15 protein-coding genes are annotated in these 19,358 nt (G+C 31.5%); 10 read left to right on the top strand and 5 right to left on the bottom strand.

Annotation, left to right across the window (positions count from 1 at the left end; all coding sequences use genetic code 11):
* Positions 1 to 160 precede the first annotated feature (160 nt).
* From ACXGQT_RS02650 to ACXGQT_RS02630, 5 genes are all read left to right on the top strand, one after another.
* On the top strand, positions 161 to 667 hold the full coding sequence (locus ACXGQT_RS02650) for a GbsR/MarR family transcriptional regulator (protein ID WP_457829851.1): 507 nt from the start codon (positions 161 to 163) through the stop codon (positions 665 to 667).
* Positions 668 to 1,795, top strand: a complete 1,128-nt coding sequence (locus ACXGQT_RS02645) for an efflux RND transporter periplasmic adaptor subunit (RefSeq protein WP_457829850.1) — start codon at positions 668 to 670, stop codon at positions 1,793 to 1,795.
* A gap of 18 nt (positions 1,796 to 1,813) precedes the next feature.
* On the top strand, positions 1,814 to 4,948 hold the full coding sequence (locus ACXGQT_RS02640) for an efflux RND transporter permease subunit (protein WP_457829849.1): 3,135 nt from the start codon (positions 1,814 to 1,816) through the stop codon (positions 4,946 to 4,948).
* Positions 4,949 to 4,950: 2 nt separating this feature from the next.
* Positions 4,951 to 6,369, top strand: coding sequence for an efflux transporter outer membrane subunit (locus ACXGQT_RS02635; RefSeq protein ID WP_457829848.1), 1,419 nt, complete (start codon positions 4,951 to 4,953; stop codon positions 6,367 to 6,369).
* Positions 6,370 to 6,552: 183 nt separating this feature from the next.
* Positions 6,553 to 7,575: an META domain-containing protein gene (locus tag ACXGQT_RS02630; protein ID WP_457829847.1), complete on the top strand. Its 1,023-nt coding sequence runs from the start codon at positions 6,553 to 6,555 to the stop codon at positions 7,573 to 7,575.
* 73 nt (positions 7,576 to 7,648) lie between these two features.
* Here ACXGQT_RS02630 and ACXGQT_RS02625 read toward each other — a convergent pair whose 3' ends face one another.
* The 4 genes from ACXGQT_RS02625 to ACXGQT_RS02610 are packed head-to-tail and all read right to left on the bottom strand — an operon-like array spanning position 7,649 to position 11,490.
* A complete protein-coding gene (locus ACXGQT_RS02625) occupies positions 7,649 to 8,128 on the bottom strand; it encodes a hypothetical protein (protein WP_457829846.1) in 480 nt (159 codons plus the stop codon).
* A 16-nt stretch (positions 8,129 to 8,144) separates the two neighbouring features.
* Positions 8,145 to 9,308 (bottom strand): sigma-54-dependent transcriptional regulator, encoded by a 1,164-nt coding sequence (locus tag ACXGQT_RS02620; RefSeq protein ID WP_457829845.1) that lies wholly within the window; start codon positions 9,306 to 9,308, stop codon positions 8,145 to 8,147.
* Between the two features lie 21 nt (positions 9,309 to 9,329).
* Complete coding sequence (locus ACXGQT_RS02615) at positions 9,330 to 10,574, bottom strand: ABC transporter permease (protein ID WP_457829844.1); 1,245 nt, start codon at positions 10,572 to 10,574, stop codon at positions 9,330 to 9,332.
* Positions 10,567 to 11,490, bottom strand: a complete 924-nt coding sequence (locus tag ACXGQT_RS02610) for an ABC transporter ATP-binding protein (protein ID WP_457829843.1) — start codon at positions 11,488 to 11,490, stop codon at positions 10,567 to 10,569. Before ACXGQT_RS02610 ends, ACXGQT_RS02615 begins: the two co-directional genes overlap by 8 nt.
* Positions 11,491 to 11,696: 206 nt before the next feature.
* Between ACXGQT_RS02610 and ACXGQT_RS02605 the strand changes: the two genes are divergently transcribed.
* The 5 genes from ACXGQT_RS02605 to ACXGQT_RS02585 are packed head-to-tail and all read left to right on the top strand — an operon-like array spanning position 11,697 to position 17,961.
* Complete coding sequence (locus tag ACXGQT_RS02605; RefSeq protein ID WP_457829842.1) at positions 11,697 to 12,137, top strand: MarR family winged helix-turn-helix transcriptional regulator; 441 nt, start codon at positions 11,697 to 11,699, stop codon at positions 12,135 to 12,137.
* A gap of 1 nt (position 12,138) precedes the next feature.
* Positions 12,139 to 14,541 (top strand): 3-hydroxyacyl-CoA dehydrogenase/enoyl-CoA hydratase family protein, encoded by a 2,403-nt coding sequence (locus ACXGQT_RS02600; RefSeq protein WP_457829841.1) that lies wholly within the window; start codon positions 12,139 to 12,141, stop codon positions 14,539 to 14,541.
* Positions 14,542 to 14,580: 39 nt separating this feature from the next.
* Positions 14,581 to 14,910, top strand: a complete 330-nt coding sequence (locus ACXGQT_RS02595; protein ID WP_457829840.1) for a four helix bundle protein — start codon at positions 14,581 to 14,583, stop codon at positions 14,908 to 14,910.
* An 18-nt stretch (positions 14,911 to 14,928) separates the two neighbouring features.
* The gene (locus ACXGQT_RS02590; RefSeq protein ID WP_457829839.1) at positions 14,929 to 16,113 is read left to right on the top strand and encodes an acetyl-CoA C-acyltransferase; all 1,185 of its coding nucleotides are present in this window, start codon (positions 14,929 to 14,931) and stop codon (positions 16,111 to 16,113) included.
* A 51-nt stretch (positions 16,114 to 16,164) separates the two neighbouring features.
* Positions 16,165 to 17,961: an acyl-CoA dehydrogenase family protein gene (locus ACXGQT_RS02585; protein WP_457829838.1), complete on the top strand. Its 1,797-nt coding sequence runs from the start codon at positions 16,165 to 16,167 to the stop codon at positions 17,959 to 17,961.
* 141 nt (positions 17,962 to 18,102) lie between these two features.
* Here the strand turns inward: ACXGQT_RS02585 and ACXGQT_RS02580 are convergent, their stop codons facing one another.
* Complete coding sequence (locus tag ACXGQT_RS02580; RefSeq protein ID WP_457829837.1) at positions 18,103 to 19,305, bottom strand: DUF4998 domain-containing protein; 1,203 nt, start codon at positions 19,303 to 19,305, stop codon at positions 18,103 to 18,105.
* Positions 19,306 to 19,358 lie beyond the last annotated feature (53 nt).

The raw sequence follows: 19,358 nt of genomic DNA, 5'->3' as shown, positions 1-19,358 counted from the left end.
ATGTAGCTAGACAGAACTTGTATTTATATCGATAAAACCTCTTTTTTTTATGATGCCCCTTAACAAATGTTGTAATATATTTGTGACAATTATTATTTAGGTTCTTTTGGTTCGGTTTGTTCCGAACTAAATATTATATTTGCCATCAAATTATAAAAACATGGAAGTAGTGTTAAAAAAACAAAAATGTCAATTAGTTGAAAAGCTAGGGATTCATTTTGAAAAAAAAGAAGGATTAGCTCCTGTTGCTGCTAGAGTTTTTTCTTACATCATTTTAAATGGTAAAGGAGGAACTACTTTTGAAGAATTGATAGAAAATCTATGTGCAAGTAAAAGTACCATATCAACACACTTAACCCATTTACAGGGATTAAACAAAATAGAGTATTACACCAAAATAGGAGATCGTAAAAAGTATTATATCATGAATTATGATAGTATGGTACAAGGCATTGATAAAACGATTGACGATTGGAATGCTGAAATGAAAATACATCAAGAAGTGATGGATTATAAACAAACAATTAACCTTTTAAAAGAAACCCCAGATGAAGAAAAATTTGATTTAGAATTCCATGTTGATTTTATTGAGTTTATACATAAAACCATAGAGTCTGTTACCCAAATAAGAAATAGGATTATAAAAAACAATAAAGAAAATAATTAAATGAAAATGAATAAATTCTCCCTATCAGTAGCATCAATAATGCTTATCGGATCATTATTTAGTTGCGGAAACAAGCAACAAGCTACAAACAAAGATCAAGCCCCACCTACCTTTAAAGTAACTACTATTGTTGGTAAAAACATTACCGATTTTAAAAAATACCCTACAACAATAGAAGGAATTGTAAACAGTGATGTTAGAGCAAAAGTTTCTGGTTATGTTCAAAAGGTATTGGTTGATGAAGGTGAAAAAGTAACCAAAGGACAACCTTTGTTTCAATTAGAAACCCAAACATTGTCTCAAGATGCAGAAGCAGCAAAAGCAGCTGTAAATGTTGCTCAAGTAGAAGTAGATAAATTAATTCCATTGGTAAAAAAAGGAATTATTAGTGCTGTACAATTACAAACTGCAAAAGCAAACTTATCACAAAAAAGAGCTAACTATAGCAGTATTACAGCTAGTATTGGTTATGCCATGGTAAAAAGTCAAGTAGATGGGTATGTGGGAGCCATTAACTTTAGAGAAGGATCTTTAATAAGCCCTAACGATACTCAGCCATTGACTACCATTAGTGATATTCAAAAAGTGTATGCTTTCTTTACCATGAACGAATCTAACTACATAGATTTTTTACAAAATGCAGAAGGAACAAGTTTACATGAAAAAATAGACAACTTTCCGCCAGTTAGCTTGGTTATGGCTAATGGAAAAACTTTTGATCAAGAAGGAAAAATAGAAACTTCTTCTGGACAAATTAATAGAAATACGGGTACGGTTAGTTTTAGAGCGGTGTTTAACAACCCAAATCAAATTTTGACCAACGGAAACAGTGGGCAAATTAAAATTCCTACTTTTTACGAAAACGCTATTGTCATTCCTCAAGAAGCTACTTATGAGCAACAAGGAAAAATAATGGTGTTTAAACTAAAAAAAGACAATACTATTACCTCTTCTGTTATTCAAATAAAAGCAAGTTTACACAACTCTTATGTAGTGGAATCTGGAATTACAAAAGGAGATAAAATTGTAGCGAATGGTGTAGGTAAATTACACGATAATATGCGAGTAACCCCTAATGAAGTTGCTTTAGATAGTATTTTAAAACCTATTCAGGTTTTATTTAAATAATTTATTAAATAGTTACACATGTTAAAAACATTTATAGAAAGACCTGTATTATCTACAGTGATTTCCATCATAATAGTAATGCTTGGTTTTATAAGTATTAACAGTTTGCCTATAGAGCAATATCCAGATATTGCTCCTCCAACTGTAAAAGTAACAGCCTCTTATCAAGGAGCAAATGCCGAAACAGTTTTGGAAAGTGTTATTACACCTATAGAAGAACAGATCAATGGTGTTGAAGGAATGACTTATATTACTTCAACAGCATCTAACAACGGTACAGCAGATATTACAGTCTATTTTGATCAAGATGTAGATGGAGATGTTGCAGCCGTTAACGTACAAAACCGTGTAGCAAGAGCTACTCCTTTATTGCCTAAAGAAGTTACACAAACAGGAGTAACCACACAAAAACAACAAACAAGTGCTTTGATGTTCTTGTCTATGTATTCTGATAATGAAGATTACGATGCTACTTTTATTCAAAATTATTTAAGTATTAACGTTGTTCCTGCATTGCAAAGAATTAATGGAGTGGGTAACGTAAATGTATTCTCCCAAAGTAATTATGCCATGAGAATTTGGTTAAAGCCAGAAAAGTTAGCGGCTTATAACTTAATTCCTTCTGATGTTACTGCTGCCTTACAAGAACAAAACTTAGAAGCATCGGCAGGATCTTTAGGAGAAAACAACGGAGAGACTTTTTCTTATGTAGTTAAATATCAAGGTAGATTTAAGTATAAAGATCAATATGATAAAATCATCATTAAAGCTTTAGGAAACGGTAAGTTTTTAACTTTGGCTGATGTGGCTACTATTGAATTAGATGCACAGTCATATACCTCAGGAGCAGCAAGTTTAGGAAAACCAGCAGTGTTTATGGGAGTTTTTCAAACAAAAGGGTCTAATGCACAAGAAATTATTGCAAACATAAAATCAACCTTAGAAACTGTTAAAAAAGATTTGCCAAAAGGATTGGATATTTTTATTCCTTATGATACAAGTTTGTTTTTAAACGCCTCTATAGAAAAAGTAGTTCACACTTTAGTAGAAGCATTTTTACTGGTATTTATTGTGGTATTTATCTTTTTACAAGATTTACGATCTACTTTAATTCCTGCCATTGCAGTACCAGTATCTATTATTGGTACGTTCTTTTTCTTGAATCTGTTTGGATACTCTATTAACCTATTAACCTTATTTGCTATTGTACTGGCTATTGGTATTGTGGTAGATGATGCGATAGTTGTGGTTGAAGCCGTACACGCAAAAATGGATGATGGAGAGCAAAATCCTAAAAAAGCAACTTCAGAAGCCATGCATGAAATATCTGGAGCTATTGTTTCTATTACCTTGGTAATGGCAGCTGTATTTATTCCAGTAACATTTGTACAAGGCCCTACAGGAGTGTTTTATAAGCAATTTGGAATTACTTTAATTATTGCTATTTTAATTTCTGCCGTAAACGCTTTGACTTTGAGTCCGGCTCTTTGTGCATTGTTCTTAAAAACACACAGTGAAGGACATGAAAACAAAAAAGGAATTCATCGTTTTTATGCAGCTTTTAACAGTGGATTTAATGCTACAATTGAAAAATACGGAAAGTCATTAAACTTTTTATACAAAAGAAAATGGATAACCTTAGTGTTGATGTTGTTAACCTTTGGTGGAATCTATTATACCTCACAAAACACCCCAACAGGATTTGTACCTAACGAAGATAGAGGGATGATTTTTATCAATATTGAATTGCCTGCAGGAGCCTCTTTAGATAGAACAAGTTTAGTTACTGATGAGCTATATGCTAAGATTAAAGATTTACCTGGAATTGAAGGAGTTTCTTTTATCAAAGGAAATAGTTTGTTAAGTGGATCTGGTAGTAATTATTCTATTGGTTTTGCAAAATTAACCGATTGGGCAGATCGTACAGACCCTTCACTTTCGGTAGGTGCTATTACAGGTAAATTATTTGGAATTGCCTCAACCATACAAGGGGCAAATATTATTTTCTTCTCCCCTCCTAGTATTAGAGGTTTTGGTAACTCAACAGGATTTGAAGTAAACTTATTAGACCGTTTTGGTGGAGATTTAAAAGAATTAGAAGCAACCAACAAACTATTTATGGGAGCTTTAATGAGTCACCCTGAAGTAAAATATGCACAATCTGCATTTAACGTAAACTACCCTCAATATGAAATGGAGGTAAATGTACCGTTGGCTAAAGAAACTGGAGTTCCTGTTAATAGTATATTTTCTACGTTACAAGGATATATTGGTGGGGTTTACGCATCAGATTTTGCTAGGTTTGGTAAACAATATAGAGTGTATATACAGGCCTTACCAGAAGATAGAGCTGATGTAAATTCTTTAGACAAAATATTTGTAAGAACCGCTAAAGGAGAAATGTCTCCAATAACACAGTTTGTAAAATTAAAAAGAGTGTATGGACCACAATCTGTAACTCGTTTTAACTTATATAATTCAACCACCATTAGTGGAGCTGTAAATGATGGATATAGTACAGGTGATGCCATTAAAGTAATTGAAGAAGAGGTGGCAAAATTACCAAGTAATTATACTGTTGCTTATTCTGGTTTAACTCGTGAAGAGGTAAATGCAGGGAACCAAACAACTTATATTCTTATTTTAAGTTTGTTGTTTGTATACTTCTTATTATGTGCTCAATACGAAAGTTATATTTTACCATTATCAGTAATATTATCAATTCCATTAGGAGTATTTGGAGCCTATATTACCACCAATTTAACAGGTTTAGAAAATAATATCTATTTCCAAATTGCTTTAATTATGTTGATTGGTTTGTTGGCTAAAAATGCCATTTTAATTGTGGAATTTGCTTTGCAAAGAAGAAAGAATGGAGAAAGCATAGTAAATGCTGCTATTAACGGAGCAAAAACTCGTTTGAGACCTATTTTAATGACTTCTTTTGCCTTTATTTTAGGATTGATGCCATTGGTATTGGCACAAGGAGTTGGAGCTGCAGGAAACAGATCTATTGGTACAGGTGCTGTAGGTGGATTGTTAATAGGTACTATTTTAGGGGTATTTATTATTCCTGTATTGTTTATTGTATTTCAAAGTTTGCAAGAAAAAGTATCTAAAACAGCTTATGAATTAACCAAAGACATTGAGTAATTATGAAAAAATATAACAATTATAATATAGCTATGATGTTAGGAGTATCCATACTCCTAACCTCTTGCTTGGCTGTTAAAGATTATAAACAACCAACAGTTAAAGAAACAGCTAAAGAAGTTTATAGAATTGAAAACGATAGTTTAGAGCAACTAGATTCAGTATCTATAGCTTCTGTTTCTTGGAAAAATATGTTTACAGACACTTATTTACAAGGGTACGTAACACAAGGATTAGAAAATAATTTTGATTTACAAATAGCCATGAAGCAAATGAGTTCTGCCGAAGCTTATTTAAAGCAAGGAAAAGCAGGTTATTTGCCTACATTTAGTATAGGAGCTAATGTTACGGATCAAGAAATTTCTAAAAATAGTTTAAACGGTAGTTTTATTCCTAGAACCTCTATCCAAAGTTATCAACTAGATGGTAATTTATCTTGGGAAGCAGATATTTGGGGAAAAATAAGAAGTAACAAAAGAGCTAGTTTGGCTAGTTATTTAAAATCTGAAGCTGCACAACAAGCGGTTAGAACAGAATTGGTTGCTAGAATAGTAAGTACTTATTATCAGTTATTAGCTTTAGATGCTCAGTTAGAAATTACCAATCAAACCATAGCGGTTCGTAAAAAAGGAGTTGAAACTATTAAGGCTTTAAAAGAATCTGGACAAGTAAATCAGGTGGCAGTAGATCAAAATATTGCTCAATACAACAATGCAGAGGCTTTAAAGTTAGATTTAAAAACTTCTATTTTTAAATTAGAAAATAGTTTGAGTATTTTGTTAGGAACCACTCCTCAAAAATTTAAGAGAGGTAGTTTAAACAAACAATCTATTGATACTGATATTCAAATTGGAGTGCCTGCTATGTTGTTAAGCAATAGACCAGATGTAAAGTCTGCTCAATATAGTTTGATGGAAACTTTTGAAATGAAAAACGTAGCCAAAACAAATTTGTATCCTTCATTAACATTAACTGCTACAGGTGGTTTTCAAAGTGTTGATATTGACAAATGGTTAAGTGCAAATTCAATATTTGCTAATATTGTAGGCGGAATTACACAACCTATTTTTAATCAAAGAAAATTAAAAACTCAGCTAGAAGTAGCTAAGAATAATGAAGAACAAGCATTGTTAAACTACAGACAAACTTTGTTAACAGCTGGTAGCGAAGTATCAAATGCTTTGTTTGCTTACCATGCAGAGTCTAGCAAATTTGTATTTAGAGCCAAAGAAGCAGAAGCGTTGAGCAATGCTGAAATAAACTCTGAAGAGTTGTTAAACAATGGGTATGCTACCTATTTAGATTTGTTAACAGCTAGACAAAGTGCGTTAAGTGCTAAATTAAATTTAGTAGATAGTAAATTACAGCAATTATTAACTGTTGTTGATTTATACAAAGCACTTGGTGGTGGAGTAAAATAAAGGCTCCATTGTATAAAAAAAAGAGTTTGTTTGAAAAGTATTAAAAAACATCATTCTGAATTTAGATCAGAGTCACAACATGCTGTTAAACAGTAGTTATGAGAAACTGAAACAAGTTCAGTTTGACGAAATTTTTACTTTTTAGGCAGCCTCTTTTTTATTTTAATAAACAATATTATTTATATGAAATTAAGAATCCTTATTTTAATTGTTGTCTGTATCAGTATACTAGAATCATGTACTTCTACCAAAAACAATGTTTTTTGGGTTAGCGGAATTAAAACAACGTGTGTATCTGGAGCTGGAAAAACAAATTGTTTAGAAATATTTAAAGGTGATTCTTTAGTGAATCCTACTTGGGAGAATTTTTACGCTCCTATTCATGGATTTAATTTTGAAGAAGGGTATTTAAAAAAGATTGAAGTTAAAAAAGAAAAGTCAGACCCTAAAAATGTCCCTGCAGATGCCTCAAGCATTACATACACTTTGGTTAAGGAATTAGAAAAACAAAAAGATATTCGTGTTTTGTTAGAGGGAAGTTGGGTTTTAGGAAGCATCAATAATCACCCTATCAATAGAATGGTTAGAGTCCCTTCTTTAAAAATTAACCTAAGAACAATGAATATTTCGGGTAATGGAGGATGTAATCAGTATTCTGGGAATATTAAACGAATTACATCAAATACTTTTAACTTAGGAAATATTATCAGTACTCAAAAAGCTTGTTTATCAAAAAATATAGAATCTGAATATTTAAAAGCTTTAAATGATGTGAATACTTATCACATTAAAGGTTCTCATCTTATTTTTTACAACCATAAAGGAGAAATTATTTTGTCTTTTATAAAGGATCAATCAGCAATTGTAAACCAAAGATTACATGATATTTGGATGGCTACGCGTATTAACGGAACACCAATAAACCGAATGGTTTCTGTACCAAGATTAGAGATTAATTTATCTACCCAAAGAATTATGGGAAACGATGGATGTAATGATTTTTCTGCTGATATTAATACGGTGACTCAAACAAAATTAGGTTTTAGCACAATTGTTTCAACTAAAAAAATGTGTATAAGACCAGGTGTTGAAGCTGAATTCATCCAAGCAATGAATACTATTAAAGGTTATAAATTAGACGGATTAAACCTAATATTAACAGATATTAACGGAAAAGAAGTACTTTCTTTTTTAAAAGTAGATTAGTGTTTTAAACAGATACTATATATAAAAAAGCTCTTTAGAAATAAAGAGCTTTTTTTATATACTTAATTTTTGACTATTCAGGCCACAAAGCATTGTCGTCCTCATCCCACTGAACACCAAACTGAATTTCGGTTAAGATTTCATTAGTAAACCAAAAAAACATATTGGCTTCATCTACATCTATCAACTCGTGATTTGGATTTTCGGGAGTAGAATAATCTTCAAATTCCATTTCACCTAATTCATGTTTTTCAATAAAATCTTGCACTTCTTGAATTCCTTTTCCTACCAATCCTACACCATTGATTTCAAAATTACTAGAATTAATGGTAATGGTTTCTAACCTCCAATCCTCTTCCTCATCAAAAGAAAAAGCCACTCCATAATTTTCGTAATCCCAAGTTTCTACAGCATCACCTGTTTCAAAGTCTTTTTCTAAATCCTTTTCGGTAGGCAACCCTAAAATACTTAAAACCTCGGTTTTTAGCATTCCAAATTTTACGGCACCAACACCTACTCCTATTGTAATATCTTTAATTTGATGATTGACCATTGTTTTTTAATTATGATTATTTACTCGCAAACAGTTCTACATCCATTGCGCTAATTTCTTTTTCACCTAAAATTAACAAACGTTCTACCACGTTTCTTAACTCACGAATGTTTCCTGTCCAATTATAATCTTGAAGTTTGGTTATTGCTGCATCAGAGAAAGTCTTTAGAGCCATTCCTTGCTCTTTGGCTATAATTACAGCAAAATGCTTAATTAACATAGGTATGTCGTCTCTACGATCGTTTAAAGAAGGAACCTGAATTAAAATAACAGCTAACCTGTGATATAAATCTTCTCTAAATCTACCTTCTGCAATTTCTTTACGTAAATCTTTATTGGTAGCAGCTAATACTCTTACATCAACCTTAATATCTTTATCAGAACCAACTCTACTTATTTTGTTTTCTTGTAAAGCACGTAATACTTTTGCTTGTGCAGAAAGGCTCATATCCCCTATTTCATCTAAAAAAATGGTTCCTGCATTGGCTGCTTCAAACTTACCTGCTCTATCTTTGTTGGCTCCTGTAAAAGAACCTTTTACATGCCCAAACAATTCACTTTCTATCAATTCTGACGGAATGGCTGCACAGTTTACTTCTACCATGGGAGCTTTGGAACGTTCACTTAAATCATGTAATCTATGAGCAACCAATTCTTTACCTGTTCCGTTAGGCCCTGTAATTAACACACGAGCATCAGTTGGAGCAACTTTGTCAATCATTTTTTTAATGTGCTGAATTGGGTTGCTCTCCCCAATCATTTCGTATTTTTTACTGACTTTTTTCTTTAATTGTCTGTTTTCAACAATTAATTGTTTTTGGTCTAAAGCATTACGAACAGTGTTTAAAAGTCTGTTTAAATCTGGCGGTTTAGAAATATAATCATAGGCACCCATTCTCATGGTTTGTACAGCTGTATCTAAATCACCATGTCCAGAAATCATGATGACAGGAATTTCTGGTTTTATTTCTTTAATTTTTTGTAAGACTTCTACTCCATCCATTTTAGGCATTTTAATATCACAAAGAATCAAGTCAAAATCATGTTCTTTAATCATTTCTATACCTAAAATACCATCTTCTGCTTCTTCTACATTATAGGCTGTGTTTTCATCAGCAATTATACGTTTTAATACACGTCTAATAGCTGCTTCATCTTCTATCAGTAATATTTTACTCATGGTTATTTTTTATATCAAAGGTTATTTTTGAAACATCCATTTTACCAGTTGTTTCATATTGGGTTTATTTCCGTAAGTTAAAATACCTATTCTGTAAATTTTACTTGCTATATAAACCGTTGTGATAAAACTAACCAATAATAATGCCAAGGACAAAATTATTTGCCATGCAGGAACCCCAAAAGGAATACGCATTAACATAACAATTGGAGAGGTAAAAGGAATAAAAGAAAACAAGGTGGCTGTGCTTCCACTTGGATTTCCATTTACCACAGTTACAATACCAATATACACGGCAAACATTAATGGCAATAATATAGGATGTACAAATTGTTGGGTGTCTGTTTCGCTACTAACGGCAGCCCCTACAGCTGCATAAAAAGCGCTGTATAAAAAATATCCGCTTAAAAAGAAAAGTATAAATCCTATAAAAATTTCGGTATAATTTATTTGCCAAATAATGCTAAATATTTGATCTACTTTGGCAGAATTTCCTCCAATGGATGGAAAGTAAATTTCTAACAAAGCCAATCCACCTAAAAGTAAAATCCCCCATATTAAAAACTGTAAAATACCTGCCAAGGCATTTCCTATAATTTTACCTAGCATTAACTGAAAGGGTTTTACGGTACAAACCATAATTTCTACCACTCTGCTATTTTTTTCTTCAATAATACTACGCATTACAGAATTTCCATAAATGATTACAAACATCATAATTAAATATCCTGTACCAATGGCAACAGTTCCTTTAACCCATTTTTTTATAGTTGCCTCAGAATCATCTTTTTTAGTGTAGTGTATTGGAATTTCTTCGGTAGCTTGTTTGATGATTTTTGTATTAACACCATTGCTTTTTAGCTGTTGTAATACCCAGTGTTTTTCTAAAATGGTTTCTAAGGAGTGTAGAGGAATTTTATCATCTCCATAAATCTCCATGATGTTTGCTAATGGATTTGCATACACTAAACCATCATAATCATTATCATTTACCAATGTTTTGGCCTGCTTAAAAGAGATAGCATTGCCAATTTCTAAAATAATGTTTGGATTTTCTTTTTGAATATCTAACGCTATTTCTGGAGTTGTAATGGCCAAAAGAGAAACTTTTTTATAATTGTCTTTACTCTCTTTACCTGCAAAATAAAAAATGGCAGCAAACATTCCAATCATTAATATTGGACTTAAAAATATTAATACCAAATATGCTTTACTACGTACTTTGGTAATAAACTCACGTTGTATAATTAGTAGTAACTTATGCATTTTCTATGGTTTTAATAAAAATATCTTGTAAACTAGGAATGTGTTGTTTGTAAGCAGTTACTTGTCCAATATTTAATAAATCTTGCAGTAACGTGTCTGATGTCATAGTGTTTTTAACCACTTCAAAACGAACCTCTTCATCTTGCTTGTTTGTTATTGTAGTTTTGTACAATGGGTTCTCTATAAAACTTGTTAATAATTGCTCATCATAATTTTCTAAAGTTATTTCAAAAATTTCTTGAGCATACTTTTTTTGAATACTGGTAATGCTCCCTTCAAGTAAAATATTTCCATGATGAATTAAGCACAGATTATCACACATTTCTGCCACAGATTCCATTCTGTGAGATGAAAAAATAACTGTAGTACCATTTTTAGCCAATGTTTTAATTTCTTTGGCGATTAAATTTGCGTTGATAGGATCAAAACCACTAAAAGGCTCATCTAGAATTAACAAATCTGGTTGATGTATAACAGTAATAATAAATTGTACTTTTTGAGCCATTCCTTTAGAAAGTCCTTGTATTTTTTTCTTTTTCCAATCAGCAATATCAAATCTATTTAACCAATAATTCAATTGCTCTAAAGCGTGTAATTTGGTCATTCCTTTTAATTGTCCAAAATATAGAGCTTGTTCTTCAATGGTCATGTTTTTGTAAAGCCCACGTTCTTCGGGTAAATATCCTATATACTGAACTGCTTCTGGAGTTATTTTTTTTCCTTTAAAAATGATTTCTCCACTATTGGCATCAATAATTTGATTTAAAATTCTAATCAAAGATGTTTTTCCTGCTCCATTTTGACCAATCAATCCATAAATACTTCCTTTATTAATATCTATAGATATTTTATTTAAAGCCGTTTTTACACCGTAGGTTTTAGAAAGTTCTTGAATACTTATAATAGTTTCTTGCATAAATGCTTTGATTCTTTTTAAGAAGTCCAAAGATATTATATGTTCATGAGTTATTTTATAATATTCGTTGATTAATTACTTATCTTTAAATGGTATTTATAAAGGCAATTTGTTGTGTAATTGATTATTTATTGACTGTTTTTTTATGAAAAAACAATATTTGTTGTGCAAGCATAGTTATTTTTGTTATCTTTAAAAGAAAAAAAATGAAAGAAGATCATGTTGCAAATTTTGATTACTTGTTTAGATATACATGGCAAAGTATAAGTAAAATGTATAACGAAGAAGCTATTAAAAAAAATAGCTCTATGACTGTAGGCTTTGTTTTAATAAACATACATTATAAAAATGGAACTCCATCAACCATGCTTGGGCCTAGAATGGGAATCGAAGCAACAAGCCTATCAAGAACTTTAAAAAAAATGGAAGAATCTGGCTTGATATATAGAGAAAAAAATCCTGAAGATGGTAGAAGTGTTTTGATCAAACTAACAGATGAAGGAAAAAAGCAACGAGAAATTTCTAAAGAAATTGTATTAAAATTTAATCAAACTGTTGCAAATAATTTAACTCAAAAACAAATAGATGCTTTTTTAAACGTAACAGAAACCATACAAGAATTGATAGAACAAAAATTAATCTTTTAAGATGAAAAAACATATAAAAAAAATAGCAGTTATTGGATCTGGAATTATGGGATCTGGAATTGCTTGTCATTTTGCCAATATTGGAGTTCAAGTTTTGTTGTTAGATATTGCTCCCAATGAATTATCAGAAAAAGAAAAATCAAAAGGTTTAACTTTAGATCATCCATTGGTGCAAAATAGAGTTGTAAACACCAATTTACAATCAGCTATAAACTCTAATCCTGCTCCTCTTTACAATAAAAAATTTGTCAATAGAATTAACACAGGTAATTTAACTACTGATGCAGAAAAATTAAATGATGTTGATTGGATAATAGAAGTAGTTGTAGAAAGACTAGACATTAAACAAAAAGTGTTTGAGCAAATAGAAAAACACAGAAAACCAGGAACTTTTATAACAAGTAATACTTCTGGTATTCCAATTCAATATATGAACAAAGGTCGCTCTCAAGATTTTAGAGAACATTTTGCAGTGACTCACTTTTTTAATCCTCCAAGATATTTAAAACTTTTTGAAGTAATTCCTGGTCCAGACTGCAAGCAAGAAGTTGTTGATTTTTTAATGAATTTTGGTTCAAAGTTCTTAGGAAAAACAACTGTATTAGCTAAGGATACTCCTGCATTTATTGGGAACAGAATCGGGATTTTTGGGATTATGAGTATGCTCCATATTGTAAAAGATTTGGATATGACTGTGGAAGAAGTAGACAAACTAACAGGACCAATTATTGGTAGGCCTAAATCTGCCACTTTTAGAACGGTTGATGTGGTTGGTTTGGATACTTTGATTCACGTAGCCAATGGGTTATACCAAAATTGTAAAGACGATGAATCTGTAGAATTATTTAAGATTCCAGACTTTATTAAAACCATGTTAGATAATAAATGGTTGGGAAGTAAATCAGGAAAAGGTTTTTACAAAAAACACGTAGATCACGAAGGTAAAAAATCCATTTTAGCTTTAGATTTAAATACTTTAGAATACAATCCATCAAAAAAAGTAAGTTTTAAGAGTTTAGCCGCTACAAAAACCATTGATAGGGTTGCTGATAGGTTTAAAGTTTTAATTAAAGGACAAGACAAAGCAGGAACCTTTTATAGAAAAACATTTGCGGCTTTGTTTGCCTATGTTACCCATAGAATTCCAGAAATTTCTGATGAAATTTATAGAATTGACGATGCTATGAAAGCTGGTTTTGGTTGGCAGCATGGACCTTTTGAAATTTGGGATGCCATTGGATTTGAAAAAGGGTTGGCTTTGATAGAAAGTGAAAATTTAACTTGTGCTACTTGGATTGAAGATTTTAAAACATCAAATAACACAAGTTTTTATTCTGTTAAACAAGGAAAAAAATATGTGTATGATATTTCATCAAAAGAACAAGTAAAAATACCTGGTCAAGATAGTTTTATCATTCTAGATAATATTAGAGAAACTCAAACCATTTGGTCTAATTCAGAAGCTTCTATACAGCATTTAGGTGATGGTATTTTAAATGTAGAGTTTCAATCAAAAATGAATACTCTAGGTAGCGGGGTTTTACAAGCCATTAATAAAGGTATTGATTTGGCCGAAAGTGAGTATGATGCAGTTATTTTAGGAAACCAAGCAGCTAATTTTTCTGTAGGAGCCAATTTAGCCATGGTGTTCTTATTGGCAGTAGAACAAGAATATGATGAATTAAATTTTGCTGTACAATATTTTCAAAACACAGTAATGAGAATGCGTTACTCCTCTTGTCCTACCCTAATTACTCCTAGAGGAATGACCTTAGGAGGTGGTTGCGAATTGAGTTTACATGCCGATAAAGTAATTGCTGCTGCAGAAACTTATACAGGTCTTGTTGAGTTTGGAGTTGGTGTTATTCCTGGAGGTGGAGGAACCAAAGAAATGACCAAAAGAGTATCAGATATGGTGTTAAAAGATGATGTAAAACTCAATAGAATGAGAGATGCTTTTATCAATATAGCCATGGCAAAAGTAGCAACTTCGGCACATGAAGCTTATGATTTAGGTTATTATGAACAACATAAAGATTTAGTTGTTGTAAATGAACATCAACAAATAGCTACTGCAAAAAAATATGCATTACAAATGTTAGATGATGGTTACCTAACTCCTACTCCTCAAAAAGTAAAAGTTTTAGGTCAACAAGTATTAGGTATGTTTCAGGTTGGTGCTGATAGTTTGGTTGCAGGTAAATATGCCTCTGAACACGATAGGCTAATTGCTAATAAATTAGGATATGTAATGGCTGGTGGAGATTTATCGGAACCTTCATTTGTATCTGAACAATATTTATTGAATTTAGAACGTGAAGCTTTTTTATCTCTACTAGGAGAAAAGAAAACCTTAGAAAGAATTCAGCACATGTTAAAAACAGGAAAACCGTTAAGGAATTAGAGAAGTAGATTTGAGTATTGAGAATTTAGAACTATTATAATGCATAAAATAGAAAATTTAAAAATTTGGCAGAAATCTATAGAACTTAATAAAAAAGTTTATATGATGGTTTCGGAATTACCTAGCGATGAAAAGTTTGGATTAGTTAGTCAAACAAAAAGAAGTTCTATTTCTATTGCATCAAATATAGCTGAAGGAGCTGGAAGAAATACTAATAATGAATTTTATCATTTTTTAGGTATCACCAATGGTTCTTCATATGAATTACATACTCAATTAATACTTTGTCAGGAATTAAATCTAATACATAAAAATAAGTTAAATGAAATTTTAGAACAATGTATTGAAATTCTAAAAACTCATTTCTAAAAACTCAAAACTAATGTTATGAAAACAGCATACATAATAAAAGGATATAGAACAGCCGTAGGAAAAGCTCCTAAAGGATTATTTAGGTTTAAAAGACCCGATGAATTAGCTGCAGAAACCATAGAATATTTATTAGAAAAAACACCTGAATTAGATAAATCTAGAGTAGATGATGTAATTGTAGGAAACGCAATGCCAGAAGCAGAACAAGGGTTAAACATGGGACGTTTGATATCTTTAATGGGACTAAAAATTGATGATGTTGCAGGAATGACAGTTAATAGATATTGTGCCTCTGGTATAGAAACCATTGCCATAGCAGCTGCAAAAATTCAATCAGGAATGGCCGACTGTATTATTGCAGGTGGTGTAGAAAGCATGTCTTATATTCCTATGGGAGGCTATAAACCCTCTCCTAACTATAAAGAAACCAAAGCAGGTAACGAAGAATATTATTGGGGAATGGGACTAACAGCAGAAGCTGTTGCCAATGAGTTTAAAGTATCTAGAGCACAACAAGATGAGTTTGCCTATAATTCACATCAAAAAGCTTTAAAAGCACAAGCTAATAATTTATTTGAAGATGATATTGTTCCTATTGATATTGAAGAAATTTTTGTAGATGAAAATGGGAAAAAGCAAACCAGAAATTATACAGTTACTCAAGATGAAGGACCAAGAAAAGATACTTCTATTGAGGCTTTAGGTAAATTAAGACCCGTATTTGCTAACAACGGATCTGTAACAGCCGGAAACTCCTCTCAAATGAGTGATGGAGCTGCATTTGTAATTGTAATGAGCGAAGAAATGGTAAAAGAATTAAATCTTGAACCTGTTGCTAGATTGGTTTCTTTTGCTGCTGTTGGAGTAGAACCTAGAATTATGGGTATTGGTCCTGTTATGGCTATTCCAAAAGCATTAGAGAGAGCTGGTTTGACAAAAAATGATATTGAATTAATTGAATTAAATGAAGCTTTTGCTTCACAATCTTTAGCGGTTATCAAAGAATTAGGTTTAAATCCTGACATTGTAAACGTAAATGGAGGTGCTATTGCTTTAGGTCATCCATTAGGCTGTACCGGAGCAAAATTATCAGTACAGTTAATCAATGAAATGAGAAGAAGAAAAAACAAATACGGAATTGTAACCATGTGTGTGGGTACAGGACAAGGAGCAGCAGGTGTTTATGAGTTTTTAAAATAATCATATAACAAATCAATTAACCCGTTTTCCAAAAACATAAAAAATAAAAAAATGAGCAAGCTAATTAAAGGAGGAGAATTTGTAATAAAAGAAACAGACTATAACAATGTATTTATAGTGGAAGATTTTGATGAGGAACAACTCATGATGCGTGATTCCGTAAAGGAATTTATTGATCGTGAAGTGTGGCCACATAAAGAACGTTTTGAGAAAAAAGATTATGCTTTTACCGAAGAATTAATGGTAAAAGCTGGTGAAATGGGATTCTTAAGCATAGCTGTTCCAGAGGCTTATGGAGGAATGGGAATGCCTTTTATGTCTACAATTCTAGTTTGTGATTATATTTCTGGTGCTACAGGGTCTTTTGCCACTGCTTTTGGAGCACATACAGGAATAGGAACCATGCCAATTGTTTTATATGGAACCGAAGAACAAAAACAAAAATATGTTCCTAAGTTAACTTCAGGTGAATGGTTTGGTTCATATTGTTTAACTGAGCCTGGTGCAGGTTCTGATGCAAATTCAGGAAAAACCAAAGCTGTTTTATCTGCTGATGGAACGCACTACAAAATATCAGGACAAAAAATGTGGATTTCAAATGCAGGTTTTTGTAGTCTAATGATTGTATTTGCTCGCATAGAAGACGATAAAAATTTAACAGCTTTTATTGTTGAGTATGATAAAGATAACCCAAACGGAATTACAATGGGTGAAGAAGAAAAGAAATTAGGAATTAGAGCCTCTTCTACTAGACAGGTGTTTTATAATGAAACTGTTGTTCCTGTAGAGAATATGTTGTCAGACAGACAAAACGGATTTAAAATAGCACTAAATATTTTAAATATTGGACGTATTAAATTGGCTGCAGCTTGTTTAGATGCAAGTAGAAGAATTATAAACAACGCAGTAAATTATGCTAATGAGCGTAAACAATTTGGAACTAGTATTGCAAATTTTGGAGCTGTACAAGAAAAAATAGCCTTAATGACTACCAAAACTTTTGTTACAGAAAGTGGTGTGTACAGAGCTGCAGGTGATATTCAAAAGAAAATAGATGCTTTAATTACTGATGGAATGCCTCATGCTGATGCAGAGTTAAAAGGTGTTGAAGATTTTGCTTTAGAATGTGCAATATTAAAAGTATACGGATCAGAGGTTGGACAATTTAACGCTGATGAAGGTTTACAGATATATGGAGGAATGGGATTCTCTGAAGATACTCCTATGGAAGGTGCCTGGAGAGATGCTCGTATTTCTAGAATCTATGAAGGAACTAATGAAATCAATAGACTTTTAACCGTTGGAATGTTAGTGAAAAAAGCATTAAAAGGAGAAATTGATTTGATGACTCCTGCTATGAATGTTGCTAATGATTTGATGTCAATTCCATCCTTTGAAACTCCTGATTATTCAGAATTGTTTGCTGAAGAAAAAGAGATTTTAACCAAGCTAAAAAAAGTATTTTTAATGATTGCTGGTAAAGCTGTGGAAAAATTTGGAATGGAATTAGAAAAACAACAAGAAATAGTTTTATGTGCTGCTGAAATATTAATTGAAATTTATATGGCTGAATCTACTTTGTTAAAGACTGAAAAATTAGTCTATAAAACTTCTGAAAAAGAAACTTCTTTACAAATAGCCATGACAAAATTAAACTTGTTTAACGCTGTTGAAACTATTAATAGAAAAGGAAAAGAAGCTATTATTTCTTTTACAGAAAACGATGAACAACGTATGTTATTAATGGGATTAAAACGTTTTACCAAATATACTAACTTCCCAAATATAGTGGCCTTAAAGAAAGAAATAGCTAAAGTGGCTATTAATAAAAATGGATATCCACTTTAAAATATATAGCAACATAAAACTATATCTATCTACATAAGTAAATTATGATCACAACTAGTTTTTTACATTAAAGTCGAAATTAAATTAATAAAAAAAGCGATACTAAAAATATCGCTTTTTTTTATTGTTAAATAGTTTCTTTTAATTAGACCCCGTTAATTCCCATGAAAGAACATTACAGAAATTATTTCCTAATTGTGTTGCTACAATTCCTATTGAAACTTCTGTTGTAGTTTCTACAACAAAATCTACTTCAACAATTCCACTAGCAACCTCAATTTTTGTATATCCTAATACTAAAATATCATTTGTGTCAATATCATCATTTAAATTAATATTATCAGGATCAGAATTTTCTTCTACATTTTCTACGTTAGGTATACCAGTATTACCTTTAGATGCTACAAAATATGCTCCATCAGGATTTGTATTATGATTGGTGTCTCTAATATTAATTATTAACTTATAATTTGCTGGATCTAAAGTGATTACTTGGTGAACTTTACCGTTAACTATACTTGGTTCTCCCCAACCAGATTCCATGTTAAAAATGTTCCCATTCCATTCATCCCAACCACCTAAACCTCCGTGGTTTTTAGCTGCATCATTTGTAATCCATGGAGTACCTAATGTTCCCCATCTACCATTTGTAGTTTCTGCAATAAATGGAACAGCTGCGTTTTGTAATTTTGGAACTACTAATGGTTTGTGCGTACTATATTCAGTAAACACTGTATCTTTGCTAACAGGTGAAAAAGCATAAGCAGAACGATATTTTACAGTTGACCCCGACACAAAATCTAAAATATCTAAATTATTACTTTTTGGAATTATAAAGAGTGTTTTTTCATTTCCATCAGTACTTTGGTATAGAATTTCTGTACCTAAATTCCCTCCTGAATTTGATGAAGACTCTAGTTCTATATTTAAAAACTCATTATCTAATTTACTAGCTGTAATGTTTCTATTTTTTAAATTTAAAATATAATTACTCCCATATACTTTAGATCCACTGGTAATTGATATTGAACTATTTCCTTTATCATCAAAAGTCTTAATTTTAAATAAATACAATTTTTCACTTAAATTATTTATTTCAGTTCTAATTGTATCTTCTTTGGTTGGGGAATCTAATGGAATTGAAACCACATCTGCATCATTATTCCAATATATTTTAACTTCTGTAACATTTGGATCATCTACAACTCCTTTTACAGACACTTTATTTTGCCCTGGTACAATTTCCAAAAAGTTTAAATTTCTTAGCGTATTATCGTTATTATTTGGTGGATCAGGCAATTCATCAAAATTACACGATGTTGCAGTAATTAGCATTGATGCCATTAACAATTTTGAGACATAATTAAAGTTACATTTCATTTTTAAATTAGTTTAGT

It is taken from the genome of Wenyingzhuangia sp. IMCC45467 (genome assembly GCF_054111205.1).
Note: the sequence above shows the minus strand (reverse complement) of the source record. Positions and strands in the feature narration are given on the sequence as shown.